Source organism: Chitinophaga eiseniae (genome assembly GCF_012641265.1).
GTDB classification, from domain to species: Bacteria; Bacteroidota; Bacteroidia; order Chitinophagales; family Chitinophagaceae; genus Chitinophaga; species Chitinophaga eiseniae_A.
In genome coordinates, this window is record NZ_JABAHZ010000004.1 from 550674 (window position 1) to 576425 (window position 25752).

The window sequence follows — 25752 nt, forward strand, 5'->3', positions numbered from 1 at the left end:
AAATGGAACGACCACTTACACAACATATTCCTCTTTCCGGAGCCGCCCTTCAGCTGAAGGAATACGAAGCGGTGGGTGGTTACAGCGCCCTGCGTAAAGTATTGCAGGAGCTGACTCCCAAAGAAGTAACAGAAAAAGTAAAAGATGCCAACCTCAAAGGGAGAGGAGGCGCGGGATTCAGCACCGGTATGAAATGGAGCTTCGTACCCATGAATGTTACCGGCCCCAAATACCTGATTGCCAACGCCGATGAAATGGAGCCCGGTACTTTTAAGGATAGGTGGCTGTTAGAGGGCAATCCGCATCAGTTGCTGGAAGGAATGATCATTGCCGCCTACGCGATACAGGCTACACAGGCCTTTGTATTTATGCGCTGGGCGTATAAGGAGGCTGCGCAGATCATGACCAGGGCAATTGCCGATGCCTATGCTGCCGGCTATCTCGGTAAAAATATACTTGGTAAAGACTTTCAGCTGGACATGCAACTGCATACCGGCGTAGGCCGATATATGTGTGGAGAAGAAACGGCGCTGCTCAATTCGCTCGAAGGCAAACGCGCTACACCCCGCGCTAAGCCCCCGTTTCCGCAGGTGAGCGGCCTGTTTGGTAAACCTACGATTGTTAACAATGTGGAAACCCTGTCTTATATCCCGCATATCATGAACAAGGGGGGCGACTGGTTCAAATCGCTGAGCTATACCGCCGACGGGGGAACGAAAATTTATGGGGTAAGTGGAAAGGTCAACAAGCCCGGTGCCTGGGAGCTACCTATGGGGGTTACGATGCGCGAATTATTGGAGGAACACGCCGGTGGCATGAAAGCAGGCCTTCGCTTTCGTGGCGTACTGCCCGGCGGCGCTTCCACCGATTTCCTGACCGATGCCCACCTCGATGTGAAAATGGATTTTGTCGGCGTAGCTGCTGCCGGAAGCCGCCTGGGTACCGGCACTATGGTGGTATTGGATGACCAAACCTGTCCCGTTGGATTTGTTCATAACCTGGAACATTTCTTCGCACAGGAATCCTGCGGCTTTTGTACCCCCTGCCGGGAAGGACTGCCATGGACGGAAAAAATATTACTAGCCCTGGAACAGGGAAAGGGAACATATGCAGACCTGGAACAACTGGAAATACATACCCAATTGCTGGGACCTGGAAATACTTTCTGCGCACTGGCGCCCGGTGCCATGGAACCATTGCAGAGCGCGCTGAAATATTTCCGGGAGGATTTTGAGCAACATATCAAAGATAAAAAATGCCCATATGCCCATCATTAATATAGATAATAAAAACTACGAGGTAAAGGAGGGGAAGAACCTGCTTGAAGCTTGCCTGTCGCTGGGTTTGAACCTTCCTTACTTTTGCTGGCATCCCGCGTTGGGCGCCGTGGGCGCCTGCCGGCAATGTGCGGTAAAAGTGTTTAAAGACGCAGACGATACCAAAGGAAGGATCATCATGTCGTGCATGGAGCCGGTAAAAGATCAGCTGCGTATGTCTATCGACGATAAGGATGCCCGTAACTTCCGGGAGCACGTGATCGGCTGGCTGATGACCAATCACCCGCACGATTGCGCCGTATGCGATGAAGGTGGGGCCTGCCACCTGCAGGATATGACCGTGATGACCGGCCACAGCTACCGCGATTATCATTTCACCAAACGAACTTACAACAACCAATATCTTGGACCATTCCTGAACCATGAGATGAACCGCTGCATCCAGTGTTACCGCTGCGTGCGTTTTTATAAAGACTTCGCCGGCGGGAAAGACCTGGATGTATTTGCGGCGCATAACCATGTGTACTTCGGGCGTCAGCAAGATGGTATCCTGGAAAGTGAATTCAGTGGCAACCTGGCAGAGATCTGTCCTACTGGCGTTTTCACGGATAAAACACTCAAGCAGCACTATACGCGTAAATGGGATCTCACCTCCGCCGCTTCCGTATGCCAGGGCTGTGGCCTGGGATGTAATATTCTGGCCGGAGAAAGATACGGCGCAGTAAGACAGATCACCAACCGCTTTAATGCCGCCGTGAATGGATATTTCCTCTGCGATCGCGGTCGCTACGGCTACGAATTCGTCAACAGCGATCAGCGTATTAAAACGCCTATGGTGCACCACGGGCCAGCTGAACAATCCAACGGTATTCCCGTCCTGGAGCACGTGCATCACAGGATGGTGCCGGGTAAAACAATAGGCATCGGGTCTCCGAGGGCATCGCTGGAATCCAATGCGGTATTGAAAGAGCTGGTAGGAGCAGATAATTTCTACCTGGGCGTATCTGCTGCCGATCACGACCTGGTGTCGTTATCACTTCGCCTGCTCCGGCAGGGCCCTGTACGGGCGGCTTCCCTGCAGGACGCAGCGGCAGCAGATGTAGTGCTGATCCTGGGAGAAGATGTAACGAATACAGCGCCGATGCTGGCGTTATCCGTGCGACAAGCGGTGCGGCGTATTCCTGTAGCAGCAGCGCAGCAGCAGGTACATCTCGCTGCCTGGCAGGATGCCGCCATACGCGAAGCGGTGCAGGAAGATAAAGGGCCCCTGTTTATTCTCAGCATGCAGGAAACCAAGCTGGATGAAATAGCACAGGGCGCCTGGCATACAGCGCCTGATAATATTGCACGTATAGGCTATGCCGTTAGTCACCTGCTCAATGATACTATTCCGGAAGTAACCGGTATGTCGGAGCAGGGCAGGGATATTGCCGCTACGATTGCAAAAACACTGAAGTCAGCCGCCCACCCGTTGATCATAGCCGGCTATGGCGGCGGAAGCGAAGCCATTCTCAAATCGGCCGCCAATGTAGCCTGGGCCTTGCATGACCTGGGAATTGACGCCATGCTCAGCTTTACGGTACCTGAGTGTAATAGCATGGGACTGGAAATGCTGGACGGGCACCGGCTGGAATCCGCCGTAGAGCGGGCGCTGAATAATGGTGCAGATACAGCCATCGTCCTGGAAAATGATCTCTATCGCCGCCTGAACCAACACAGCGCAGATCTTTTCTTCAATAATATCAAAAGCGTGATCCTGCTGGATCACCTGTATAATACCACTGCCGAAAAAGCGACCGTCATACTGCCCGCCGGCACTTTTGCGGAATCGGATGGCACGCTGGTGAATAATGAAGGTCGTGCACAACGTTTCTTCCAGGTGTTTACTCCAACAACCGCTGTCCAGGAAAGCTGGCGCTGGCTGCTACAGGTAGCCGCTGTCAGTGGCCATGCTGTCTTGTCTTCCCTGCAACACCTGGATGACGTAGTGAAATTTATTGCGGCTACTTACCCGCAGTTCGATGGCATCACCACACTCACTCCAGATGCTCATTTCCGCCTCGCCGGGCAGAAAGTACCCCGGGAGCCACATCGCTATAGCGGCCGCACCGCTATGCTGGCGAATGAAAATGTGAGCGAACCAAAGCCGGCAGAAGATGAAGATACCGCGCTATCCTTTACCATGGAGGGATACCGGGGAGAACCCCCTTCTTCCATGATTCCTTTTTTCTGGCAACCAGGATGGAATTCGGTGCAGGCGGTGAACAAGTACCAGGTAGAAACCGGGGGACCGCTGCACGACGGTAACGCAGGAAAGCGATTGATTGAACCTAACGTAAACGGGCATACGCCTTTTTATACTGAAGTGCCCGAGCCCTACCTGCCGCTCAAAGAACATTTATTGCTGGTGCCCTGTTACCATATATTCGGATCGGAAGAACTGAGCATTCATACGCCAGGTATAGCAGCACGTATGCCCGCTCCCTACCTGCTGCTGCACAGCGAAGATGCCAAACGCTTCCAGGTAACAGAAGGACACCTGTTGCATTTTATGGATAACGGTCACCACTATACGTTACCGGTGATTATTAACGATACCTTACAGCAAGGGGTAGCCGGGATACCTGTAGGCCTGCCGGGCATGCAGATTGCAGAGGCGCCGCAGCTGATAAAAGTATAACGATATGACAAACTTCTGGTGGATCATTGGCGGAGTACTCTTTGCACTCCTGAATACGGCCGCAGGCCTGATCTGGGTAGAACGCCGGATGCTGGCGCTTTGGCAGGATCGCTATGGCCCTAACAGGGCAGGACCGTTTGGGCTATTGGTAGTGTTGGCAGATACGCTGAAACTGTTTTTCAAAGAGGATTGGATCCCGCCCTTTGCAGATAAAATAGTGTTTGTGTTTGCGCCGGCTGTAGTAATGCTCAGCGTGCTGATGAGCTTTGTGGTGATGCCTTTCGGACCACACATTATTGTAGCCGATTTAAATATAGGCTTATTGTTTTTTCTCGCCATGTCATCATTAGGTGTGTACAGCGTGGTACTGGGAGGTTGGGCATCCAATAATAAGTACGCCCTGTTGGGCGCTATGCGTGGGGCTTCCCAGATGATCAGCTACGAAGTATTCATGGGGCTGGCACTCATGGGAGTAGTAGTACTGAGTGGCTCCTTTAACCTGCGTGAAATCGTGGAAGCACAACGAACCATATGGTTTATCGTACCACAGTTCCTGGGCTTTCTCATCTTCCTCGTGGCCGGTGTAGCAGAAACGCACCGCCTGCCTTTCGATATACCGGAAGCAGAAAGTGAGCTGGTAGCAGGCTTCCACTCAGAATATTCCGGGATGAAGTTCGGTATGTTCTTCATCGGGGAATACCTGGGAATCACCCTGATTTCAGGGATGCTGGTAACGCTCTATTTCGGCGGCTGGCTGGGCCCTGCCTTCCTGCCACCAGTTATATGGTTTGCAATAAAAACTTTTTGCTTCATCCTGCTTTTCATCCTGTTCAGGGCTTCCATGCCAAGGCCACGGTATGATCAACTGATGGAGTATGGATGGAAAGTATTATTTCCCCTATCTATCCTGAACCTGCTGGTAACAGCAGCCATCAAACTTTGGTTAAATACTTAAAACAGAAAACAATGTTTAGTCTGGTTAGAAGTATGTGGTTGATATTCCTGCATATGTTTCACAAGCGGGAAACATATCAGTATCCCGAACAGAAGGCGCCACTGCCGGCCCGCTGGCGTGGAAGGATTGCGCTCACCCGCGATCCGGATGGAGGAGAGCGTTGCGTAGGCTGTTATCTCTGTGCAGCGGCTTGCCCGGTAGATTGTATTTCCCTGCAATCTACAGAAGATGAATCCGGCAGGCGATATCCCGAATTTTTCCGGATCAACTTCTCCCGCTGTATTTTTTGCGGGTTCTGTGAAGAAGCTTGCCCTACTTACGCGATACAACTGTTACCCGATTTTGAAATGGCTGAATACAGCCGCCAGCAGTTGGTATATGAAAAAGAAGACCTGCTGATCAACAGCCAGGGAAAATATCCTGGCTATAATTATTATAAAATAGCAGGGATGGCCATACAGGGAAAAGATAAAGGCGATGCAAAGAATGAAGAACCGCCGGTAGACGTTAAAAGCTTACTGCCATGATGGGACCAGCCTTTTACATAGCGGCCGCTATTGCGGTGATTGCCACGGTAATGGTCATTACCCGTTATAATATCATGCACGCTTTACTGTACCTGGTGGTATCGCTGTTGGCAGTGGCCGTGGTATTATATCTCTATGGCGCGCCCTTCATCGCCGCCCTGGAAGTGATTGTATATGCCGGCGCCATTATGGTATTGCTGATATTTTTTGTGATGATGCTCAACTTGGGTAAAGAGTCGGCCATGCAGGAGCAACGGTGGTTAAAGCCACGCATCTGGATATTCCCGTCTTTACTCTGTCTGGTGCTCCTGGGAGAGCTGGTTTTCCTGATATCCCAAAATCATCAGCCACCATCGGAGATAAAAGTAGTAGATCCGAAGGCGGTAGGGATGGCATTGTTCGGTCCCTACATGGCAGCGGTAGAACTGACAGGTATATTGCTGATGGCAGGTATTGTGGGCGCCTATCATTTAGGTCGGCAAAAAGAAAAAACATTGCACCGATTTCTTGAAAATTAAATAGCATGAATATGCACCCTACCACCGCAGGTATGCTGCTGGCCGGCGTTTTGTTCGTATTGGGACTGATCAGTATACTGGTACGCCGCGACATCATTTTTATGTTACTCTCTGTAGAAGTAATGCTCAATGCAGCAGCGTTGGCTTTTGTAGTGGCTTCTGCACACTGGGGTACGGCCGACGGACAGGTGATGTTCATCTTCATATTGGCAATGGCGGCGGCGGAGGTGTCGGTAGGACTGGCGTTGATACTACAGTTATATCATCAGCTTAAAACACTGGACAGCGATGAAGCTGCTAAAATGAACGGATAAAATGAACTTGTTATGCTTCCTGCACTCATACCGATCATTCCTTTTATCAGTGCTTTCCTGCTCATGCTGGGCTGGAAACGCCTAAGCCGTATAGCCGTAGCCGTATTAGGTTGTGGCAGCATTGGGCTGGCAGCAATGGTGGCGGTCATTACAGCCATACAGTTTGCCGGTAATTCCGAACAAGCCATTGTACAACATGCGGCCAGCTGGGTACTGGCAGGCACTTTCCAGGCGGGCATCGATTTCAGGCTCGATGCGTTGTCGGTTGTTTTTGTACTGGTGATTACGGTAGTGGGCTTCCTGATACACGTATATGCGGCGGGGTATATGCACGACGACCCCGACTATGCCCGTTTTTTCGCCTGTATGAACCTCTTTGTGGGCGCTATGCTCACGTTGGTAATGGCCGATAATTTATTACTACTTTATTTCGGTTGGGAAGGCGTAGGGCTTTGCAGTTACCTCCTGATCGGTTTCTGGTACAAAGATCCCGCCAATGGATATGCGGCGCGTAAAGCATTTATTGTAACGCGGGTAGGCGATACCGCTATGGCCATTGGGTTGTTTATGTTGTTTCAATACACAGGTACGCTCAACATCCCGGATATACTTGGGAAGAGTCCGCAGCTCTGGACTACCGGGGCGCCTGTAGTGACCACCATTGCTTTGTTACTCTTAGGCGGAGCAGTAGGTAAATCGGCCCAGCTGCCCCTGCAAACGTGGCTACCCGATGCAATGGCGGGGCCCACGCCGGTAAGCGCCCTGATTCACGCCGCTACAATGGTAACGGCGGGAGTATACCTGGTAGCACGTATGCATGTGCTTTTTGAACTGGCCCCGCTGGCCGAAACCACTACAGCTGTTATTGGTGCTATTACCCTGGTACTGGCAGGCTTCAGTGCATTGGTGCAGACGGACATTAAGCGGGTGCTGGCGTACTCCACAATCAGCCAGATAGGATATATGTTTTTGGCATTAGGATGTGGAGCCTGGTCGGCCGCTATCTTTCATTTTGTTACCCATGCCTTTTTTAAAGCGTTATTATTCATGGCCGCGGGGGCGGTGATAGTAGCTTTGCATCATGAGCAACGCATGACTAAAATGGGGGGGCTCCGAAAGCTATTGCCTGGCGTGTATGGGGTATTCCTGGTCGGTTGCGCTTCACTGGCGGCTATTCCCTTTGTAACCGCTGGTTTTTATAGCAAAGACCAGATCATTTGGTTGTCGTTGTCTGCTACACACGGGCATGTGGCCCTCTGGCTGGCAGCCTTGCTGGGCGCCTTGCTCACAGGTATGTATACCTTCCGTATGTTTTTCCTGGTATTTTACGGAGAAGCCAAAACAGCGGTGCACCACCGGCCTGGTAAAAGCATGATGATCCCCTTGTATATACTCGCTGTTTTATCAACCATAGCCGGATTTATAGAACTGCCACATACGATGGGGCATGTAACACTTTTCAGCAATTGGTTACATCCCGTATTGCCTGCAGTCACGGTAATAAACGACAGTAATGCTATGGAGTGGACGTCTCAGGCCATGTCTGCCCTGCTGGCCATAGGAGGCATCGGCCTGGCTTATGCCTGGGTAGTATTGCGCCCGAAAGGAATGTCCGATTTCCTGGAAATGCCGGCGATAGATTGGTTGCGGAAATATTGGGCCAGGGGCTGGGACTTCGATTATGTGTACAACATTTTACTGGTACATCCTTATATCCACCTGTCGCGCATGAACCGGAAAGACCTGGTGGACAAGCTGTATACCGGCCTGGCTGCGCTGATGGAATGGTGCCATAACGTGCTGGCGCGTACGCAGAGCGGTTTGTTGCGATGGTATATTATGGCAGTAGTGCTGGGCGCTGTAGCGGTGTTGTCGGTACTCATCTGGAGAATATACATATAACTTAAACGACTAAACGAAATAATATGATCCTGCTGGTGCTATTAATCGTTCTTTTTGCTGCTGCGTTGCTATCCTGGGTAGCGGGGGCAAAAAGCCATGCAGCGTGCCGCTGGATAGCACTCTGCAGTTTATTGTTCAACCTGGGGATAGTGATCCGTATCTGGCTGGCGCACACCGCGATCTCCGGTCGCTGGTGGTACCAGTATAAAGTAGATTGGGTACCGCATTTTGGTATTAGCCTGCACCTGGCCATGGACGGCCTCAGCCTGCTGATGCTGGCCCTTACCTTTTTCCTGGGAGCGCTGGCTGTGCTCATTTCCTGGAAGGAACTGCAAACAAGAGTAGGGTTTTTTCATTTCAACCTGTTGTTTGTACTCTGCGGCATCACCGGTGTTTTCCTTACCATGGACCTGTTCCTCTTTTATTTTTTCTGGGAGATGATGTTGATACCCATGTATTTTTTGATAGGGATATGGGGCCATGAGCATCGCGAATATGCGGCCAACAAGTTTTTCCTGTTTACCCAGGCTGGGGGCCTGCTGATGTTGCTGGCCATATTGGGACTATATTTTGTGCACGCGGCTAACACCAATGTATATACGTTTAATTATTTCGAGTTGTTGAATACGCCTATGGAGGCGACTACCGCACGCTGGCTGATGTTAGGATTCCTGGTAGCCTTTTTAGTGAAGCTACCGGCTGTGCCCTTCCACACCTGGTTGCCGGATGCGCATACAGAGGCACCTACCGCCGGCAGCGTGGTGCTGGCCGGATTGTTATTGAAGACCGGCGCCTATGGTATTCTCCGGTTTGTGTTACCGCTGTTCCCGGCTGCTGCGGCAGAAATAGCACCGCTGGCGATGTTGCTGGGAGTGGCAGGCATCCTGTATGGCGGCATGCTGGCGTTTGCACAAACAGATCTCAAGCGATTGATTGCCTATACCAGCGTGAGTCATATGGGATTTGTGCTGGTCGGGGCATTCGCTTTTAATGAAATAGCCTACCAGGGAGTAGTGATGCAAATGATCACCCATGGTATCAGCACAGGGGCGCTGTTCATCATTGCCGGCGCTTTGTATGAGCGGATCCATACCCGCAACCTGTGGCAAATGGGAGGGCTCTGGTTACGGATGCCATTAATGGGTAGCGCCGCTTTGATCTTTGTGATGGCTTCCCTGGGGCTACCGGGCCTGGGCAACTTTATCGCTGAATTCCTGATTCTATTGGGTAGCTGGCCTGCCAGCCACCTGTTTACGATCCTGGCTACGATAGGATTGGTGATTGCCACCGCCTATTCCCTGCGCCTGATGCAGAAAGTTTTTTTAGGTCCCTGCGACCGGCAATATGCCATGCGGGATCTTAACGGGCGTGAATTGGTGATCATCATATCATTGATTATTGCTATCTGCTGGCTGGGCTTTCATCCGCAGCCGGTTCTCAACACCACTCAAAACACCGCTTATGTCATTCGTTGATTTCTTAAGCCTGGGTCCCCTCATTACACTTTGCGCGGCATCGGTCATCGCGATGCTGTTGGTAGCCATCTGGCGTAATCACCGCATTGTATACAGCTTTGCTATTATCGCATTTTTGATGTCGATGACGGCGGTGATACCAGCTATTATATACATTCCTCATCCGGTGCCTCCTTTATTAGTAATCGATGAATTTTCATTGTTCAATACAGGATTAATACTGACGGCCGGACTGATCATCCTGTTGCTGTCATTTAACTATTTTGAAGAAAGGGAGGAGCGTAAGGAGGAGTATTACATACTGTTGATACTGGCTACCATTGGGGCATTGGTGCTGGTGGTAAGCCGGCATTTTATGTCGTTGTTCCTGGGATTGGAAATACTGAGTATCAGCTTATATGGACTCATTGCGTACTTGCGTGCCCGTGAGCGCTCCGATGAAGCGGGTATTAAATACCTGATGCTGGCGGCATTGTCATCGGCGTTCCTGTTGTTTGGAATGGCGCTGGTATACGCTTTTACCGGGCATATGGATTTTCCGGGAATCGGGGCGGCACTACGACAGGCGGGATATTTGCCGGTAAGCGTCATGGCTGGTTTCGGGATGATGCTGATAGGAGTGGGGTTCAAGTTGGGCGTAGTACCCTTCCACATGTGGGCGCCGGATGTATACGAAGGTGCGCCGTTGCCCGTAGCGGCGTTTATTGCTACCGTTTCCAAGGGCGCAATGCTGGTATTGCTGATCCGCTTTTACCAGGATATCCAGGGCAACGACTATCCCATGTTGTGGTGGATGGTGGCTATTATAGCGGTGGCGTCTATGTTTGCCGGCAATTGGCTGGCCCTTACCCAGCAAAATATTAAGCGTATCCTGGCTTACTCGTCTATTGCACATATGGGATATATCCTGGTGGCATTTTTGTCGGGCGTGCAAACGGGGCTGGAGGCATTGGCATTTTACCTGGTAGCCTATTTTATTACCAGCATAGGCGCTTTTGGCGTAGTGATCGTAATGTCGAGCAGCCTGCAGGATGCAGAAACGATAGCGGATTATAAAGGATTATTCTGGCGTTATCCCTGGGTGGCCATGGTGTTTACCGTGATGTTGCTATCGCTGGCTGGTATCCCGTTGACAGCAGGTTTTATTGGTAAGTTTTACGTGGTAATGGCCGGGGTAAATGGTCATCAATGGTTCCTGCTATTTATGCTGGCTATCAACAGCGTAATAGGTTTGTATTATTACATCCGCCTGGTGGCCACCATGTTTGCAGTCCCCGCACCGGGGCAGCAAACAACGGTGGTACCGGCGTTACCTATAGCAGGGAATATCACCCTGGGTATTTTAACGGTATTGTTGATTGGGCTGGGTGTGTATCCCACTGCCATGATGCAGCTGATACAGCAAATGATGCGTATTTTAAGCTGATCATCCTGCCCTGTTTTGTTCATCAGCAGTGCCTGTTTTTCTTTCCCGTGCGGCCTTGATGCTGGCATTGCCGAACTTATAGCTGAAGAAGAGATTAAAGGTCCTGAACTGCCAGGTATTGAAGATGCCCAGGTTCAGGTTCTTGAATTCTGCGGCGCCGCGATAGCTTTCATTCCGCAGGATGTTATTATAACTCGCTTTTACGGTCAGCTTCTTATCCAGGAATAATTTCTGTATGCCCAGGTTCAGGTTATATTGACTATACCCCCTGAACATACCGAAGATAAATGGAGAACTGTAGTATCCCATCACTTCCATCTTCATATCATACGGCAGGGTGATAGTATTGGTGCTGCTTACATAGGCATGAAAATTATACCGGCTGAAAGGTTCGCTGGTAGTCGGGTCTTCAAATTTGTACTTGTTATAGGAAAACTCTACGTTATTATCACTGCTCCACCATTTGGTGACCTGTACCGGGATCGTAAATATCAGGCCGTAGAAATCGGTCTTGTCGTAGTTTCGCTCGGTACTGATAGAGGCTTTGGTACTGTCGTCCTGGGTAATAAACTCCTCCATCATATCTTTTATCCGGCTATACCGGAAGGTGGCAATATACTTATCCTTCAGGGTGTATGACAGCTCGGCAATATTGCTGTATTGTGGCCGCAGGTAAGGATTTCCCCTGAAGTAAGTGTATTTGTCGAGATAGAACATAAATGGATTTAGCTGCCCATAACCCGGACGTTCTATCCTGCGGGATAAGGCCAGGCTGAGTTTATTTTTATCATCCAGTTTTTGCTCTATCCCGACATTGGGGAAGAAATCGGTATAGGACCGTTTTACATAGGTGTCGGTAGTAAAGGAACGCCCGGCCGAACGGGTATTTTCCACCCTCAATCCCAGTTGAACGCCCGTTTTTTGTATTTGCTTTTTAAAGCTGGCATAGGCGGCATAAATATCTTCCTGGTAATTAAAACGATCGCTCTGTGAGAGGGACGGCTTGTAGGCGCCCTGCATCAGGGAATCAAATCGCAGGTCATTGGTGGTGGTAACAAAGCTTACTTTGGTGCCGGCTTCCAGTTTTCCCGATGCGCCTATAGGCCAGCTGATATCCGCCTTCAGGCTTTTAATGATTACCTGGGTATTACCGTCGGTGCGAATACTATTCGGGTTACGGCTCGTATTGGAATGGGTATCATACAGGCTGTCATTCAGCTGCATCAGGCGGTGATTGTTAAACTGGGCATAGTCTGCATCAAAGCTGATTTCCCGTCCTCCTACGGTATCCAATACCCCTTTGTAATTGAGGTTGAGGGCTATGTTATCGAATTTATTGTTGTTGGTGGTAAGGCTATGAATGATGGAATCCGGCATCATGTGCTGTTTACCGAGAAAGGCATCACTGAATATTTGATTGCTGAAAGCGTTTTTATAGCCATTGGCCAATATCCCGATGGTGTGTTTTTCGGTGAGAAAATAATCCAATCCCACTTTCAGGTAGTTATTTTTAAAGCGGTTGCGCTGGAAAATGCTCTGATCCAGGGACGTAACACTGCCATCGCCTTCCTGGAACAGCCGGTCATATTGGCGGGTAACCATCCGGGGGTAGTCGCCCTGGTCGAAGTTGCCGAAGAGGTTAAACTTTTCGGTTCTCCAGTTAATATTCCCGGATACGCCATAGCGGCCATATTTCGACTGGGTAAGCGTGGTGTTGATATTCCCGTTGATACCTGTCAGCTTTCCTTTTTTAGTTTTAATGTTGATGATGCCCCCATTCCCGGCAGCGTCATATTTGGCAGAAGGACTGGTCAGTATTTCTATCGTGGCAATGCTTTCTCCTGGTGTGGTTTTTAGGAGGTTCGTGAGTTGTTCTCCGCTGAGGTAGGTCAGTTTGCCATCTATCATTACCGTTACGCTCTGGCCTTTCAGGGTTACGTTTTCGTTGTTGTCTACCTGTACGCCTGGCGCCCTGCGGAGCAGGTCCAGTGCGGTATTACCGGCGGCGCTCACACTGTTTTCGATATTCATCACTGTTTTACCGGCAGCGGTTTCGATCAGGGGCTTTTGTGCAGTCACATTCACCGCCTGCAGATTTTTACCCAGCGGCGGCAATGATACATTACCCAGGGCAATGGTTTTATGGGTGGCATCTACCTGGAATGGCTTCGTATACGTAGTGGTGTATCCTACCTGGGAGGCCTGGATGAAATAGTGTCCATGAGACACTTGTTGAAAGGCGCAGCTGCCGTTGTCAGCACTCATTTCTCCCTTAACGAGGGCAGAGTCTTTCACCTTGCGTAGTACCACGCTGGTAAAAGGGAGCGGTTTCCCGCTATTATCCGTTATTGTCAGTGTAATCTTTCCTGTGATGGGTTGTTGTGCGAACATAGGGGCTACGCAGCAAAAAAGCATTCCCAGGGCGACGATGATTGTTTTCATACGATCGTTTCCGTTGTTAATTTCTCAAAAGCTATTTCCTGTATATATTGGGTCGGGTCCTTACAATCTACTATTTGCTAATTTTATATTGATCTTCGTAATACTGCAATGCCATTTTCAGTACACTTTGTATTTGTCCAAGGGGCATTTGTACATTGTCATTTGCTACACATGATTGGGTATTGGCAGTACAGGAAGAGGGAGCCTGGAAGCTTCCCAGGGTGATCAGGTAGACAGGAAGTTCATCCGGGTTTTTGGCCGAAAGGTGGCCATGGTTTGCTATTTTCCCTCCAAATGCCAACAACAGCATCATTAAGGAACTCAGACATAAAAGAATAGCAACTTTTTTCATACCACATTTTTACTAAAGACGAACAGGTACGAAAAAAGTTGCACGGGGAAGGGAAATAATTTTACTGGATAAATTTATTTTTTCCAGAGACGTTGTATGGTGGCGGGAGAGCGTTGTTCCAACAGGATGGTATGCCCGTTGCTCAGTTCCTCCAGCAGGCTGGCCTGATAATAACGTACCGTCAGCAGTTCCAACCCTTCATTATAAACGATTTTGAATTGCTGGTGCAGGGTTTTTATCAGCAGCTCTATTTTTTCCGGGTTATTATCGATGCAGCAGGAGAAATTGATGGCCCCATTTTGCATCAGGTTGATTTTTACCTTCAATCCATGGAAGATTTCATAAATATCACTGATTTTATCTTCGGTAATAAAGGAATAATCTTTTGAAGTAATGTTTAGTAAAACCTGGTTCTTCTTCAGTACGATAATAGGAGGGAGCTGCTTTACGTCGGCAGTTTCCTTAATAACGGTACCCGGGAGGTTTTTGTCCAGGAAACATTTTACCAGCAAAGGAATTTGTTTGTTCTGGAGCGGTTTAATGGTTTTAGGGTGTATCACCTGGGCGCCATAATACGCCATTTCTATCACCTCGCCATAGCTGATTTCCGGGATATTTACGGTATTGGGAAACAGTTTTGGGTCGGCATTTTTTAAGCCTTCTACGTCTTTCCAGATGGTCTGGCTTTCCGCATCGAGCATATTGGCAAAAACGGCGGCGGAATAGTCACTGCCTTCCCTGCCCAGGGTAACGCTTTCGTTTTGGTCAGTACTACCTATGAAGCCCTGTGCAATGACAATGTTAGTGCTGTTGAACAGTGGGGCTACTTTTTCGGTCACCTGGCGCTGTGTATAGGCCCAGTCAATGTTGGCATCCCGGAAGTTGTCGTCTGTCCGGAATACATCCCTTACATCCACCCAGGTATTGGTCAGCCCTATGCTATTGAAAAACGCGCTGACAATGGCGGTACTGAGCAACTCACCCAGGCCTACCAGTTGGTCGTAATAATAGTCATAGGTCCGCATGGGCTTTTCTCCCAGCGTCCATTCGGCTTCGGTAAAGAACTGTTGCAGCTGTGTAAAAAGGGGATGCTGGCGATTGCCCAGCAACGCCTCCGCCACATTGAGGTGATGTTGCTCAATGTTGAACAACAATTGCGCGGCGATTTCCCTTTTGCGGAGGAAAAAGTTCTCTGCCACCTTTTCCAGCTCATTGGTCGTTTTTGCCATCGCAGAAATAACAATGAGTAGCTTTTCGTCCGGAAATGACTGTACGATCTGCGCCACTTGCCGGATACGTTCAACACTTTCTAAACTTGCGCCACCAAACTTGAAAACCTTCATATGATAGTTTATCTTCTATTAAAAAATTATTTGGCAAAGTAAGACAAGTTTAGAATTGTTTTAAAATCTGTTTGCAGATAAATGACAGTTCTCTTAAAATAGTGGCATTTCCGTTAATTTCGTGATAGAACCTAACGTTATGAATCTTAAGCAAAAAGTTATGACCCTGGATGAATTTACCATCCAGGAGTTGCGTAATTACCCGGGCGCAACAGGGCAATTATCCGGCTTACTGCGGGATATTGGCTTGGCGGCTAAGCGGGTGAATGTGGAGGTAAATAAGGCAGGTATTGCCGATATCCTGGGGGAAGCCGGTAAAACCAATGTACAGGGTGAATCGGTAAAGAAACTCGATGAATTTGCCAATGAACAATTCATCAACTCATTAGAAACCAGTATTTACTGCTGTGGTGTGGCTTCCGAGGAAAACGAAAACTTCATCGCCTTCAATGATGAGCACTCCAAAAAATCCAAATATGTGGTGCTCATGGATCCCCTGGATGGCTCCGGCAATATAGATGTCAACGTATCTATCGGTACCATTTTCTCTGTATATCGCCGGCTAACCCCGGAAGGTACGGAATGTGAGCTGGAAGACTTTCTTCAACCCGGTACCCGGCAGATTGCCGCCGGTTATATCATCTATGGTTCGTCTACGATGATGGTATATGCTACCCGACGCAGTGTACAGGGTTTTACCCTGGATCCATCTATAGGTGAGTTCTGCCTGTCGCATCCTAACCTCAAATGCCCTCCCGAAAGCGATATTTTCTCCGTGAATGTGGGCTACTACCACCTTTACGAAGCAAAGATCCGTAAATCGATCGATCATTTTATGGCCAGGAATGAAAACGACCGCATTTACCGCCACCGTTTTGTAGGCTGTATGGTGGCTGAAATACACCGTACCCTGATACAGGGCGGTATTTTTATGTACCCTGCTTATGGGAAATGGGTATCCGGCCGCTTAAGGCTGTGTTATGAATGTAACCCCATGTCATTTATCATGGAAAAGGCGGGCGGCGTGGCCATGGCCAACGGTAAACAACGCTTGCTGGAGCTGAAACCAGCGCAACTGCACCAACGCATACCTATTTTTATCGGGTCCAAAAATATGATGGATACCTGGCAGCATATTGTCAACGAATAGGAAAAAGATTTTTATAAAAACGGTGTGGAATGAATACAAAATATTCATTTCACACCGTTTTTAATTTTTGGTATAACAGTTGCTAAACCCCCAGCTGATTTACTAGTCTTATTAAGTACTATTCATTATTTATTTTTAATTATTAACCATTTTAGTTCTATGTCGATTTTGAAGAACCAACGGATCTTTTTACTGTTTGTAGCCATGCTGGCTTTTTTCCAGGTAAATGCGTGCTCACGTGTTACCAGCCACCAGGGCGACCATAACGGGGAAGGTAGCATGGATGAACAAATCCTCTACTACACCAACAAGTTCCGTCAATCCAAAGGTCTGAAGCCCCTGCAACTCGATGAAACCATCAGTCAGCAGGCCCGCCGCCACAGCCGCGATATGGCCAACGGCAGCACTGGTTTCGGACACGAAGGATTCGAGGACCGTGTGGCCAACGTATCCAAAAAAATGGGGCGTGTGAGCAGCGCTGCTGAAAATGTGGCCTATGGCACCCTCGATGCCGAAGCAGTAGTAAACGGCTGGATCAAAAGCCCTGGTCACCGCAGGAATATGCTGGGTGACTATACCCTGATCGGCATAGGCACGGCAGATAAGGGACGGCTAACTTTCTTTACGCAAGTCTTTATAAAGCAATAAAGCCGAAGGCAGAAAGCAAAAAGCCCGTTGAAGCGGGTGAACTTAGCGAATATTCGCTGGGATCATTCGCTTCAACGGGCTTTTTGCTTTAGGCTTTCTGCTTTTTTCCGTACTTTGGCCTCATGGAAAAGAAAAAGATCATCGAAGTAAACAACCTCGTAAAAAAATATGGGGAGTTTATGGCGGTAAAAGGAATCAGCTTTGAGGTGTATGAAGGCGAGATCTTTGGCCTGCTGGGCCCTAACGGCGCCGGAAAATCCACTACCCTGGAGATTATTGAAACCCTGCGTGATAAAACCGAGGGAAAGGTAATAGTTGGAGGATACGACCTCGACAAAGACCCTAACGAAATCAAAAAAATCATTGGCGTACAGCTGCAAAGTTCAGGATACTACCCGGGGCTGAACCTGGTAGAACTCATTGAAATGTTCGGAGGCCTGTATAACCAACCTGTAGAGCCCATGAAGCTCCTGGGTATGTTTAACCTGGAAGACAAGGCCAAGGCAAAGTTCAAGGAGCTCTCCGGTGGACAAAAGCAACGCTTTTCCATTGCTACCACCCTGATTAACAAGCCACAGATCATATTCCTCGACGAGCCTACCACCGGGTTAGATCCTCAGGCCAGGCGCAATCTATGGGATCTTATCCAACAGGTACGCAACCAGGGCACCACGGTAGTCATCACCACTCACTATATGGATGAGGCAGAATTCCTCTGTGATCGCTGCGCCATCGTGGATAGTGGCCGAATCATCGCCATCAATTCGCCGGATGCACTCATCGATAACCTGGTATCTTCCGGTTTCGAAAGAAGGAAGGAAGTGAAGAAAGCGAACCTCGAAGATGTATTTATTCATCTCACTGGTAAAGACCTCCGGGAGGAATAGATGATGGAAGCACTCAAATATCCAATTGGTCGCTTTGAGCCGCTGCCGGCGTACACACCCGCCATGTTGCAGGGCTTTATAAAAGATATTCATTACCTGCCACAGCAGATAGAAATTGCGGTACAACACCTCGATGAATACCAGCTGCAAACGCCTTATCGCCCCGAAGGGTGGACGGTAGCACAGGTAGTACATCACCTGGCCGATAGTCACATGAATGGGTATACCCGCATGAAGCTGGCCCTCACGGAGGATAAGCCGGTGATCAAGCCATATGAGGAAGGCGCCTGGGCGCTATTGTCGGATGTAGCTGCTACCCCCATCAATGTTTCCATCACGCTGCTGCATGCCCTGCATACCCGCTGGACCAACCTCATGGAGCGACTGGAGGATGCCGACTGGGAACGGACTTTTATACACCCGGCCAACGGTACACAATACAATCTCAAAACACATGCGGCGAATTATGCCTGGCATGGAAAACACCATCTGGAGCATATTCTGCGCCTGAAAGAAAGGATGGATTGGTAACGCACTGATATGATGACTATGGACTGGAAACTACTCTCTTCGAAATACCTGTTTAAAGACGCCTGGCTCACCGCCCGCGTAGATAAATGTGAAACCCCATCTGGTAAAATTGTAGATCCGTATTATGTATTGGAATACAATAACTGGGTGAACGGCGTCGCTATACGCGAAGATGGACAGGTGATCATGATCCGCCAATACCGCCAGGGAATAGGGCAAACGTTGCTGGAAATTCCCGGAGGCACCATGGATCCTTCAGATCCTTCACCTTTATTTGCCATGCAACGGGAAATGCTGGAAGAAACCGGCTACGAGTTCAAAGAATGGGTAGAACTGGGTACCATTGCACCTAATACCGCATCGAGCAACAATTACACCTATATGTTCCTGGCTACCGGCGGCGTAAAAGTACAGGAGCAGCAACTGGACCACAACGAAGAAATAGAAGTGGTAACGATGCCTATCGGTGAGCTGCAGCAACTCATACTCGACAACAAAATAGTACACAGCCTGCATACTAGCTGTATCTTCTATGCGCTGCTGCACCTGGGCAAAATGGGTATGAAGTAACGTTACATCACTTCTGCTACCACAAAAAAGCTTCCGCAAACCAATATCATATCCTCCGGTTTGGCATGTTGTCGCGCTGCTTGCAAGGCTGCCTGTACAGAAGGATAGGCATGGCCCTGTAAGCCGCCCGCTGCACCCATTTCTGCCAGTGCTACTTCGTCCAGCGCACGGGGAATCTGTGCTTTACAGAAATAGTAATGGGCGGTACCCGGAAACAAAGGCAGTACCTTTTCTACTTCCTTGTCCTTTACAAATCCCACTACAATATGCAATTGCTGGTAATTGACATGCCCCAGCTGTTCTACGATTTCTTTTATACCAGCTTCATTATGGCCTACATCCAATACTGTCAGTGGATGTTGTTGAATAACATCCCAGCGCCCTCTCAAGCCCGTGAGCTTCTTTACATGGGAAAGTGCGGTGCCAACATGTTCCCATGTAATATGCCAGCCTTGTTGTTGCAATAACTTCACGGCCGACAAAACACCCATCACATTTTTTTCCTGGTATTGGCCATTCAGGTCGAGCTGAAACTTCCGCATTTGCTGCTGTTGCCGGTCCATCAGCATCAGGTTGAGGTGATGGCCTTCAATAGCACTGGAAGACTCCATCCATTCCTGGTCGGCAAAGTGAATAGGGGCTTGTTTTGATTGTGCGGTATTAATAAATACTTCCTGCACTTCAGGCTGGGTTTCACTGATCACAACGGGCACACCGGGCTTTATAATGCCTGCTTTCTCCGCCGCAATTTCCGGGAGGGTATCTCCCAGCATATTTTTATGATCATAGCTGATATTGGTAATCAGCGCCAGTTCCGGTGTGATCACGTTGGTACTGTCCAGCCGCCCGCCAAGTCCCACTTCAATGATGGCGATATCCACCGCTTCCTGTTTAAAATATTGGAAAGCCATGGCTACTGTCAGCTCAAAAAAGGAAGGCGCAATATCGGTAATATGCGTATGCATGCCTTCTGTAAAACGCACTACAAAATCTTCTGGTACCATGGCGCCATTAACGCGGATACGCTCCCGGAAGTCCAGTAAATGAGGAGAAGTATACAGTCCCGTTTTATAACCCGCCTGTTGAAAGATCGCTGCCAGCATGTGACTGGTAGAGCCTTTCCCGTTGGTGCCGGCTACATGTATGGTTTTGAAAGTGTGTTGTGGCTGTTGAAGTTGCTCCAATAACGCCAGGGTGTTGTGTAAATCCGTTTTAAAAGCACTGGCGCCCACTCTGGTAAACATGGGCAGCTGTGCATATAGATAATCCAGCGTTTCTTTATAAGAGGCCATATTAGTTATTATTAACCGGGCAGCCAACCTGGCGCTTACGCATCTGGAAGATGCCTCCACCATTGCCATCGCCCCGTTTAAACATGCTTGAGTTTAAACGCAAAGCTACGAAAGCCTGTCCATGATCGATATGCTTTTCAAGCAGGTTCGTAAAAATTGTGCCGGAACCAATGACCAGGGGACCAATGCGAATGGCGGCGCCTACATCGGCCTGGCCATTGTGATTAATGGTGAGTGGGAGGTAAGCACCAAACAGGTAGCTTTCATACCTGGGCGTAATATTAAACTGGGTAAGCGCATACGTTTTAGTAATGTCGCGCTGTCCCGCTGTAAGGGCTATCACCGCCTGGGCGCTCACAAAGAAACGGCCATCTATATTGTAATCGCCCATTAAATTGAGAGCTGTCGGCAAAGTCATGTTGAAGGTAGAATCGGTTGGCAGCGGTGTAAAGTAGTTATTCAGACGCCGGGCATATTGCTGCAAACTTTCATTCTTCTTATACTGCAAATCGTTAGGCACGACATGGTCTCTTACCAGGCTCAGATCTGTGTTGATAGCGCCCTTGTTGTATTTAATGCGACCAATGTCTGTAATGGAAACGCCTATACGAAATTGATAGTCATCCGTATCGGAACCTTCATATTCGCCGAAGCCGCCATTATCAGCGCGATACTCGTATATCACGCCGATATCAGCGCCAATCCCTGCATTCTGGAACAGTTGCAGGTTTTTCTGCGCAGGCGATTGCCAATTATCCAGCTCTTTATTATAGCCATAATACATCGTACCACTGGTGATGTTGGCGTCATGTGTAGTGTTTAACCGGAAATCCACATTTTTTACGGCCGCATAACCAGCGGCTATGCCGCTTAGCAGTTTCAGTGTAACGCCTGCTTTCCAGCGGCCCGTATAGGTTTCCTTGATCACCCGTGCGTAGCTGAGTCCCAATTCATGCCAGATGTGAGCAGACACGCCTATCTGCGGAATACTCATCCCCTTATCCACGAATGCGGGGTTGGGGAAGTTGACACCGAAAAAATTAGCAATAGGTGTGGTTACATTGCCGCCGTTACTGCTGCTGCGCATACGCCATACAAAGGAAACAGATTGCTTCTCATCAATTTTGTAAAGTACAGAAGGCAATACCACTTCTGCCATCTCCCAGCCATTCTGCTTTCGGTTGGCACCCTGGTCAAGGAAGTAATCTCTACCCAGCCGGAAGGTATCAGGTGTATGGAACAAGACTGATTTGGGCACACTCGCATAGGTATTGCCCGCATTTACGTCGACACCAACAATGTTGACGTCCCATTTGTAGCGATAGCCGGCCGCACTGGCCGGGTTGGATAGAACGCCGTGAATACCGGCGTAAGTGCTGTTGTTATATCCCGGAAATGTTTGCGCAATAGCAGTGGCGGGCAGCAATAATAATAATGCTGCGGCACGGAAAAGGATACGGTCAAGTTTTTCAATCATCGTTGGCGATAAAAAATAGGTTTCTCGAAAACACACACAAACTTTGCGCATATTAATGTTTATAGTCATAGGTAGAGATGTAGGAGCTGGTGAATACGTATTTTTTGCCATGAGACTTATCAGTCATGCAAAGGAACAAGGGTATCCGGTGTCATTATTACAGATTATTCAGCTTTGAAATAGAAGCGTATAGTGCCAAATTGCTCTTCCGGTGCATCCGGATTGGCATTATACTTTAATTGTCCGCTTCTCGCGGCCTTCCTGGCAATCTCGATCAGTTGCGGGTTGCTGATGGTAGACCCCTTCATACTAAAAGTGGCAGATGTCACATTTCCTTGTTGGTCTACTTTTATATTGATGGCTACATAGCCTGTTTCAGTGCCGTCGTAGGTTACTTGTGGCCTTCCGATGAGGCTTCTGCCGTTCAGGTGAAAATCTGAACGACCACCACCGAGGCCACCGCCCGTATAGCCGCCGCCGTTGGGGTTACCACCCAGTTGGCCACGATCGCCGGGCTTGCCGGTATTACCTTCCCCGGTTGCATTATTAGACCCGTTGGCTCCATTACCACTATTGGCACTATTACCAGTTCCACCGGAAAATACCGCTTTAGGTTTAGGCGCCGGAGGTGCGGGTTTAGGAGGCGCTTCTGTAGGTTTCTTAACAGGTTTTGTATCTGGTTTGGGTGCTAATTTTTTAGGAATTTCTTTTGGCTTCTCTACAGGCTTTTCCGGCTTCTTGATTTCCGGCGCCTCTTCTTCATCCTGGGTAGCAATATCTTGTTGAGGTTCGCTGTTGTCTTTGACTGCAGTGGCCGGACTCTCTGCAGGCGCTGGTTCCGCTGCTGCAGCGCTGGGAGGGTTAGGATTCATGGGCTGTACATCTCCCATGCCGTCATCGGAGGTGCCGAGGTTGACTTCCATGCCCAGGTCCTGGTCTGGCAACGGGGGAGGTGCTGAAAAGCCGGTAAATATGAGCGCTACTAACAGCAACGCATGAACGCCGATAGTAACCCCTAATGCCTGAATATTTTTTTTACCGTTTTTATCCTCCATGATAACCTTATTGAGCGCCTGTTTAGACCAAAGTTAATCTTTTGCGCCAGAAAAAATAATCACTATCCAAAAGATGAATTCCGGATCTTTGCAAAAACTATGCTGTTAATCCTGTTTTTGCTATTTATTTGAGCCAATTTTTATGAACCTTATAAAACAAACCGTACGACTTTATCAAAACGCCTATACCGGTCTTTCCCCAGCCACCTGGTGGTTATCGCTCGTACTGCTGATTAACCGGAGTGGAGCAATGGTGATCCCGTTTATGACCGTTTACCTTACCCAACACCTGCACTTCAGCATTGCCCAGGCAGGTCTGGTAATGGCCTGCTTTGGCACCGGCGCTATTGTAGGCGCATTGCTGGGCGGATGGCTGTCAGATAAAATCGGTTTCTACCAGGTACAATTCTGGAGTTTGTTCTCTAACGGATTATTGTTCGTTTTATTGGGACAAATGCGCACGTTTGAACAAATTTGTATCTGTGTGTTTGTGATGAGCTCTGTGGGAGATGCCTTCCGGCCGGCTAACAGCATTGCCATTGCGGCCTATAGCGCGCCGGAAAACCGGACCCGTTCCTATGCCCTCAACCGGCTGGCCGTTAACCTGGGTTGGTCAGTGGGCCCAGCCATAGGAGGCATACTGGCCAGTTTCAATTATCACCTGCTTTTTTATGTAGATGGAGGCACCTGTATGGTGGCCGCGCTGCTGATGCGTATTTTCCTGCCCCCTGTTCCGGCGCCACCCAAAGTGGTAAAAGCGGCTGTGAAGCCGGAAGATAAAGTGTGGAAAGACCATATTTACCTCTGGTTCCTGTTTTTCGCTACACTCAGCGCTATTTGTATGTTCCAGTTCACCAGCATGGTGCCCCTGTACTATAAAGAAATCATACACATGGAAGAGTGGGCCATCGGGCTTACCATGTCGCTCAATGGCATTATGATCGCCGTGTTGGAAATGGTGATGGTATACCGGCTGGAAGGAACGAAGCCCAACCTGGTGTTTATAGCACGGGGCGCAGTGATGGTATGTACCGCTTACCTGTTATTGTCGGTAATGCCTCCTTTCTGGGCCCTCGCCGCCGTATTTATGATGGTCATCACTTTCGGGGAAATGTTCTGCCTCCCGTTTATGAATAGTTTCTGGATTGCACGGAGCCGCGATCATAACCGTGGTCAATATGCAGCACTTTACACCATTTCATATTCTCTCGCCAATATTGTATCGCCTACTACAGGGGCCTTTGTGGTACAGCATCTCGGTTTTAAGCCCTGGTGGGCTATTACAGCGCTGGGATCTTTACTGGCCGGTGGAGGGTTTCTCTGGCTGCAGAAAAAGCTGGGAAGTGTTGGGAAAACAGTACCTGCATCCGGCGCCGCATAAGTGGTGAAGGATGCAGGGCTACTGTTCAGCCTATAAGCATTGGTAGTTAGTAATATTTACATAAAATGGCATCTCACAAGCTGCTGCTGTAAAGGCCAGCTGGGCATACTTATTAACTGCCGGTGCACAAAGATCATTTGCTCCTACATACGCGCCCTGCGCAGGCACACTGGAGAACCATATTTTTATCACATAGTCGCCGTTACCAGATTGAGGAAATGCATACGGAAAAGTTGGATTCGAAACTGAATAAGTATATCCAGTGGGTACATATACCAGCTGAATGCTGGATACTACGGCAGAGGATTGTTTAGTAACGGTAATGATAGGGCCACACCTTCTGGCTGTGGGATGAGCGCCTTTCTTCTCTTTTTTGGGCGGAGTACCCGGCAAACCAAAGCTGCTGGCTGTCAGCAATAACAGTAACAATGCTGATAAAAAGGAATACTTCTTCATGTGGGTTTTATTTTCAGATGAAACAATGCCTTAATTTAAGTAATTCCAGCCGCGTTACATATTAGAAATTCATCATGAGAAGTAGGCGTTAGTGACCCAAAATTGTTCAACACTTTACAATTATTGTCTTCAAATCGCTAATTTTGCAGAAAAACTAGTAAAATTGGTTAATGAAAGTCATTCAATTTACGGTTCCCGTTGCCGAAGAAGGGGCGGTGGTCATACAGGAAGACATTTTACCCTACTTTTATAACTACCTGCACCGGCATAAAGAGGCCCAGGTAACCCTCATCATCAAAGGGGAGGGGACGCTGATTGCAGGTAATTATACCCAGCCATTCCGGGCAGGGGAAATTTATGTGATTGGCGCTAACCAACCCCATATGTTTAAAGGGGATGCCCGCTATTTTGAAAATTTACAGGAGAAGAATATACACGCCATCCATATCTTCTTCGATCATGAACAGGCGTTGCAGGGATTATTTTCCCTGAAGGAAATGGACAGCGTCCGGAAATTTTTGCAATTAACGGCCAACAGTCTGCAATTACCCGCCATGCACGAGGAAAAGATGAAAGCGGAAATTTTAAAGATTTCCCGCCTTTCCGGCGCTGAGCGACTCCTGGCATTTGTAGGCATGCTGGTATATTTTTCTAAACAGGTGAAAGACTGGAAGTCGCTATCCACCGGCTTTTCCCGCCATTCCTACAGCGAATCGGAAGGCTTGCGCATGAATGATATCTACCAGTACACGCTGGAACATTATGCAGAAAATATTTCGCTCAGCCAGATTGCCGGAGTGGCGCATCTTACGACTTATGCCTTCTGTAAATACTTTAAAAAACATACCCGCAAAACCTACCTCGAATTCCTGAATGAAATCAGGATCAACGTAGCCTGTAAGAAAATTATTAACGGCGATTTCGATAGCATTGCTGCAGTGGCCTATGCTACGGGGTATAACAATCCTATTACTTTTAACCGGGTGTTCCGGAAGGTGACAGGGATGTCGCCTTCTGCCTATGCCAGGCAATATCGCTTTGAAGAAGTGGCGGAATAAAAATAGCCTTTGGCAATTGACCGGAAGCAACCGGTA

23 protein-coding genes are annotated in these 25752 nt (G+C 48.7%); 16 read left to right on the forward strand and 7 right to left on the reverse strand.

Translation table 11 applies throughout. The features are described from left to right. Nucleotides 1-2 precede the first annotated feature (2 nt). From nuoF to HGH91_RS19240, 9 genes are read left to right on the forward strand one after another with little or no spacing between them, the layout of a single operon-like run. Nucleotides 3-1277, forward strand: a complete 1275-nt coding sequence (gene nuoF / locus HGH91_RS19200) for an NADH-quinone oxidoreductase subunit NuoF (RefSeq protein WP_168740410.1) — start codon at nucleotides 3-5, stop codon at nucleotides 1275-1277. Then, nucleotides 1264-3957 (forward strand): NADH-quinone oxidoreductase subunit NuoG, encoded by a 2694-nt coding sequence (gene nuoG / locus HGH91_RS19205; RefSeq protein WP_168740411.1) that lies wholly within the window; start codon nucleotides 1264-1266, stop codon nucleotides 3955-3957. The genes nuoF and nuoG overlap by 14 nt, the downstream gene beginning before the upstream one ends. 4 nt (nucleotides 3958-3961) lie before the next feature. Beyond that, nucleotides 3962-4912, forward strand: coding sequence for an NADH-quinone oxidoreductase subunit NuoH (nuoH, locus tag HGH91_RS19210; RefSeq protein ID WP_168740412.1), 951 nt, complete (start codon nucleotides 3962-3964; stop codon nucleotides 4910-4912). 11 nt (nucleotides 4913-4923) lie between these two features. Then, the gene (gene nuoI, locus HGH91_RS19215; RefSeq protein ID WP_168740413.1) at nucleotides 4924-5439 is read left to right on the forward strand and encodes an NADH-quinone oxidoreductase subunit NuoI; all 516 of its coding nucleotides are present in this window, start codon (nucleotides 4924-4926) and stop codon (nucleotides 5437-5439) included. Next, nucleotides 5436-5957, forward strand: coding sequence for an NADH-quinone oxidoreductase subunit J (gene nuoJ, locus HGH91_RS19220; protein ID WP_247651779.1), 522 nt, complete (start codon nucleotides 5436-5438; stop codon nucleotides 5955-5957). The genes nuoI and nuoJ overlap by 4 nt, the downstream gene beginning before the upstream one ends. Before the next feature lie 5 nt (nucleotides 5958-5962). Further along, nucleotides 5963-6271: an NADH-quinone oxidoreductase subunit NuoK gene (nuoK, locus tag HGH91_RS19225; protein ID WP_168740414.1), complete on the forward strand. Its 309-nt coding sequence runs from the start codon at nucleotides 5963-5965 to the stop codon at nucleotides 6269-6271. Nucleotides 6272-6283: 12 nt separating this feature from the next. Then, the gene (nuoL, locus tag HGH91_RS19230) at nucleotides 6284-8173 is read left to right on the forward strand and encodes an NADH-quinone oxidoreductase subunit L (protein WP_168740415.1); all 1890 of its coding nucleotides are present in this window, start codon (nucleotides 6284-6286) and stop codon (nucleotides 8171-8173) included. 23 nt (nucleotides 8174-8196) lie between these two features. Continuing rightward, on the forward strand, nucleotides 8197-9648 hold the full coding sequence (locus HGH91_RS19235; RefSeq protein WP_168740416.1) for a NuoM family protein: 1452 nt from the start codon (nucleotides 8197-8199) through the stop codon (nucleotides 9646-9648). Beyond that, complete coding sequence (locus HGH91_RS19240) at nucleotides 9635-11074, forward strand: NADH-quinone oxidoreductase subunit N (protein ID WP_168740417.1); 1440 nt, start codon at nucleotides 9635-9637, stop codon at nucleotides 11072-11074. Before HGH91_RS19235 ends, HGH91_RS19240 begins: the two co-directional genes overlap by 14 nt. Here the strand turns inward: HGH91_RS19240 and HGH91_RS19245 are convergent, their stop codons facing one another. The 3 genes from HGH91_RS19245 to HGH91_RS19255 all read right to left on the reverse strand — a co-directional run bounded on the left by HGH91_RS19245 (nucleotide 11075) and on the right by HGH91_RS19255 (nucleotide 15211). Beyond that, nucleotides 11075-13516 carry a TonB-dependent receptor gene (locus tag HGH91_RS19245; RefSeq protein ID WP_168740418.1) on the reverse strand — a complete coding sequence of 814 codons (2442 nt, stop codon included), beginning with the start codon at nucleotides 13514-13516 and terminating at the stop codon, nucleotides 11075-11077. A 70-nt stretch (nucleotides 13517-13586) separates the two neighbouring features. Then, on the reverse strand, nucleotides 13587-13868 hold the full coding sequence (locus HGH91_RS19250; protein ID WP_168740419.1) for a hypothetical protein: 282 nt from the start codon (nucleotides 13866-13868) through the stop codon (nucleotides 13587-13589). Between the two features lie 74 nt (nucleotides 13869-13942). Next, nucleotides 13943-15211, reverse strand: coding sequence for an aspartate kinase (locus HGH91_RS19255; RefSeq protein WP_168740420.1), 1269 nt, complete (start codon nucleotides 15209-15211; stop codon nucleotides 13943-13945). A 139-nt stretch (nucleotides 15212-15350) separates the two neighbouring features. Between HGH91_RS19255 and fbp the strand changes: the two genes are divergently transcribed. From fbp to HGH91_RS19280, 5 genes are all read left to right on the forward strand, one after another. Next, entirely contained in the window at nucleotides 15351-16361 is a 1011-nt protein-coding gene (gene fbp, locus HGH91_RS19260; RefSeq protein ID WP_168740421.1) for a class 1 fructose-bisphosphatase, read from the forward strand. Between the two features lie 159 nt (nucleotides 16362-16520). Beyond that, the gene (locus HGH91_RS19265) at nucleotides 16521-17009 is read left to right on the forward strand and encodes a CAP domain-containing protein (protein WP_211092357.1); all 489 of its coding nucleotides are present in this window, start codon (nucleotides 16521-16523) and stop codon (nucleotides 17007-17009) included. Between the two features lie 122 nt (nucleotides 17010-17131). Beyond that, nucleotides 17132-17896, forward strand: coding sequence for an ABC transporter ATP-binding protein (locus tag HGH91_RS19270; RefSeq protein ID WP_145669399.1), 765 nt, complete (start codon nucleotides 17132-17134; stop codon nucleotides 17894-17896). Further along, nucleotides 17897-18427, forward strand: coding sequence for a YfiT family bacillithiol transferase (locus HGH91_RS19275; RefSeq protein WP_247651780.1), 531 nt, complete (start codon nucleotides 17897-17899; stop codon nucleotides 18425-18427). It begins immediately after the preceding gene. Nucleotides 18428-18445: 18 nt separating this feature from the next. After that, complete coding sequence (locus HGH91_RS19280) at nucleotides 18446-18997, forward strand: NUDIX hydrolase (protein ID WP_247651781.1); 552 nt, start codon at nucleotides 18446-18448, stop codon at nucleotides 18995-18997. Between the two features lie 2 nt (nucleotides 18998-18999). Here the strand turns inward: HGH91_RS19280 and HGH91_RS19285 are convergent, their stop codons facing one another. From HGH91_RS19285 to HGH91_RS31415, 3 genes are all read right to left on the reverse strand, one after another. After that, nucleotides 19000-20289, reverse strand: a complete 1290-nt coding sequence (locus tag HGH91_RS19285) for a bifunctional folylpolyglutamate synthase/dihydrofolate synthase (RefSeq protein WP_247651782.1) — start codon at nucleotides 20287-20289, stop codon at nucleotides 19000-19002. A gap of 1 nt (nucleotide 20290) precedes the next feature. Further along, a complete protein-coding gene (locus HGH91_RS19290) occupies nucleotides 20291-21766 on the reverse strand; it encodes a DUF5723 family protein (protein WP_168740423.1) in 1476 nt (491 codons plus the stop codon). Between the two features lie 164 nt (nucleotides 21767-21930). Then, nucleotides 21931-22821 carry a hypothetical protein gene (locus tag HGH91_RS31415; protein WP_168740424.1) on the reverse strand — a complete coding sequence of 297 codons (891 nt, stop codon included), beginning with the start codon at nucleotides 22819-22821 and terminating at the stop codon, nucleotides 21931-21933. Between the two features lie 142 nt (nucleotides 22822-22963). Between HGH91_RS31415 and HGH91_RS19300 the strand changes: the two genes are divergently transcribed. Next, nucleotides 22964-24202, forward strand: coding sequence for an MFS transporter (locus HGH91_RS19300; RefSeq protein ID WP_168740425.1), 1239 nt, complete (start codon nucleotides 22964-22966; stop codon nucleotides 24200-24202). A 30-nt stretch (nucleotides 24203-24232) separates the two neighbouring features. Here HGH91_RS19300 and HGH91_RS19305 read toward each other — a convergent pair whose 3' ends face one another. Then, entirely contained in the window at nucleotides 24233-24658 is a 426-nt protein-coding gene (locus HGH91_RS19305; RefSeq protein ID WP_168740426.1) for a hypothetical protein, read from the reverse strand. A gap of 170 nt (nucleotides 24659-24828) precedes the next feature. Between HGH91_RS19305 and HGH91_RS19310 the strand changes: the two genes are divergently transcribed. Further along, on the forward strand, nucleotides 24829-25716 hold the full coding sequence (locus HGH91_RS19310; RefSeq protein WP_168740427.1) for an AraC family transcriptional regulator: 888 nt from the start codon (nucleotides 24829-24831) through the stop codon (nucleotides 25714-25716). Nucleotides 25717-25752 lie beyond the last annotated feature (36 nt).

Bases quoted from the DNA above. Each gene is read 5' to 3' on its own strand.
- HGH91_RS31415 (WP_168740424.1), bottom strand. From the start codon at position 22,821: ATGGAGGATAAAAACGGTAAAAAAAATATTCAGGCATTAGGGGTTACT.
- fbp (WP_168740421.1), top strand. From the start codon at position 15,351: ATGAATCTTAAGCAAAAAGTTATGACCCTGGATGAATTTACCATCCAG.
- nuoG (WP_168740411.1), top strand. From the start codon at position 1,264: ATGCCCATCATTAATATAGATAATAAAAACTACGAGGTAAAGGAGGGG.
- HGH91_RS19265 (WP_211092357.1), top strand. From the start codon at position 16,521: ATGTCGATTTTGAAGAACCAACGGATCTTTTTACTGTTTGTAGCCATG.
- nuoJ (WP_247651779.1), top strand. From the start codon at position 5,436: ATGATGGGACCAGCCTTTTACATAGCGGCCGCTATTGCGGTGATTGCC.
- HGH91_RS19285 (WP_247651782.1), bottom strand. From the start codon at position 20,289: ATGGCCTCTTATAAAGAAACGCTGGATTATCTATATGCACAGCTGCCC.
- nuoH (WP_168740412.1), top strand. From the start codon at position 3,962: ATGACAAACTTCTGGTGGATCATTGGCGGAGTACTCTTTGCACTCCTG.
- HGH91_RS19255 (WP_168740420.1), bottom strand. From the start codon at position 15,211: ATGAAGGTTTTCAAGTTTGGTGGCGCAAGTTTAGAAAGTGTTGAACGT.
- nuoF (WP_168740410.1), top strand. From the start codon at position 3: ATGGAACGACCACTTACACAACATATTCCTCTTTCCGGAGCCGCCCTT.
- nuoI (WP_168740413.1), top strand. From the start codon at position 4,924: ATGTTTAGTCTGGTTAGAAGTATGTGGTTGATATTCCTGCATATGTTT.
- HGH91_RS19240 (WP_168740417.1), top strand. From the start codon at position 9,635: ATGTCATTCGTTGATTTCTTAAGCCTGGGTCCCCTCATTACACTTTGC.
- HGH91_RS19280 (WP_247651781.1), top strand. From the start codon at position 18,446: ATGGACTGGAAACTACTCTCTTCGAAATACCTGTTTAAAGACGCCTGG.
- HGH91_RS19275 (WP_247651780.1), top strand. From the start codon at position 17,897: ATGATGGAAGCACTCAAATATCCAATTGGTCGCTTTGAGCCGCTGCCG.
- HGH91_RS19310 (WP_168740427.1), top strand. From the start codon at position 24,829: ATGAAAGTCATTCAATTTACGGTTCCCGTTGCCGAAGAAGGGGCGGTG.
- HGH91_RS19235 (WP_168740416.1), top strand. From the start codon at position 8,197: ATGATCCTGCTGGTGCTATTAATCGTTCTTTTTGCTGCTGCGTTGCTA.
- HGH91_RS19245 (WP_168740418.1), bottom strand. From the start codon at position 13,516: ATGAAAACAATCATCGTCGCCCTGGGAATGCTTTTTTGCTGCGTAGCC.
- nuoL (WP_168740415.1), top strand. From the start codon at position 6,284: ATGCTTCCTGCACTCATACCGATCATTCCTTTTATCAGTGCTTTCCTG.
- nuoK (WP_168740414.1), top strand. From the start codon at position 5,963: ATGAATATGCACCCTACCACCGCAGGTATGCTGCTGGCCGGCGTTTTG.
- HGH91_RS19290 (WP_168740423.1), bottom strand. From the start codon at position 21,766: ATGATTGAAAAACTTGACCGTATCCTTTTCCGTGCCGCAGCATTATTA.
- HGH91_RS19270 (WP_145669399.1), top strand. From the start codon at position 17,132: ATGGAAAAGAAAAAGATCATCGAAGTAAACAACCTCGTAAAAAAATAT.
- HGH91_RS19250 (WP_168740419.1), bottom strand. From the start codon at position 13,868: ATGAAAAAAGTTGCTATTCTTTTATGTCTGAGTTCCTTAATGATGCTG.
- HGH91_RS19305 (WP_168740426.1), bottom strand. From the start codon at position 24,658: ATGAAGAAGTATTCCTTTTTATCAGCATTGTTACTGTTATTGCTGACA.
- HGH91_RS19300 (WP_168740425.1), top strand. From the start codon at position 22,964: ATGAACCTTATAAAACAAACCGTACGACTTTATCAAAACGCCTATACC.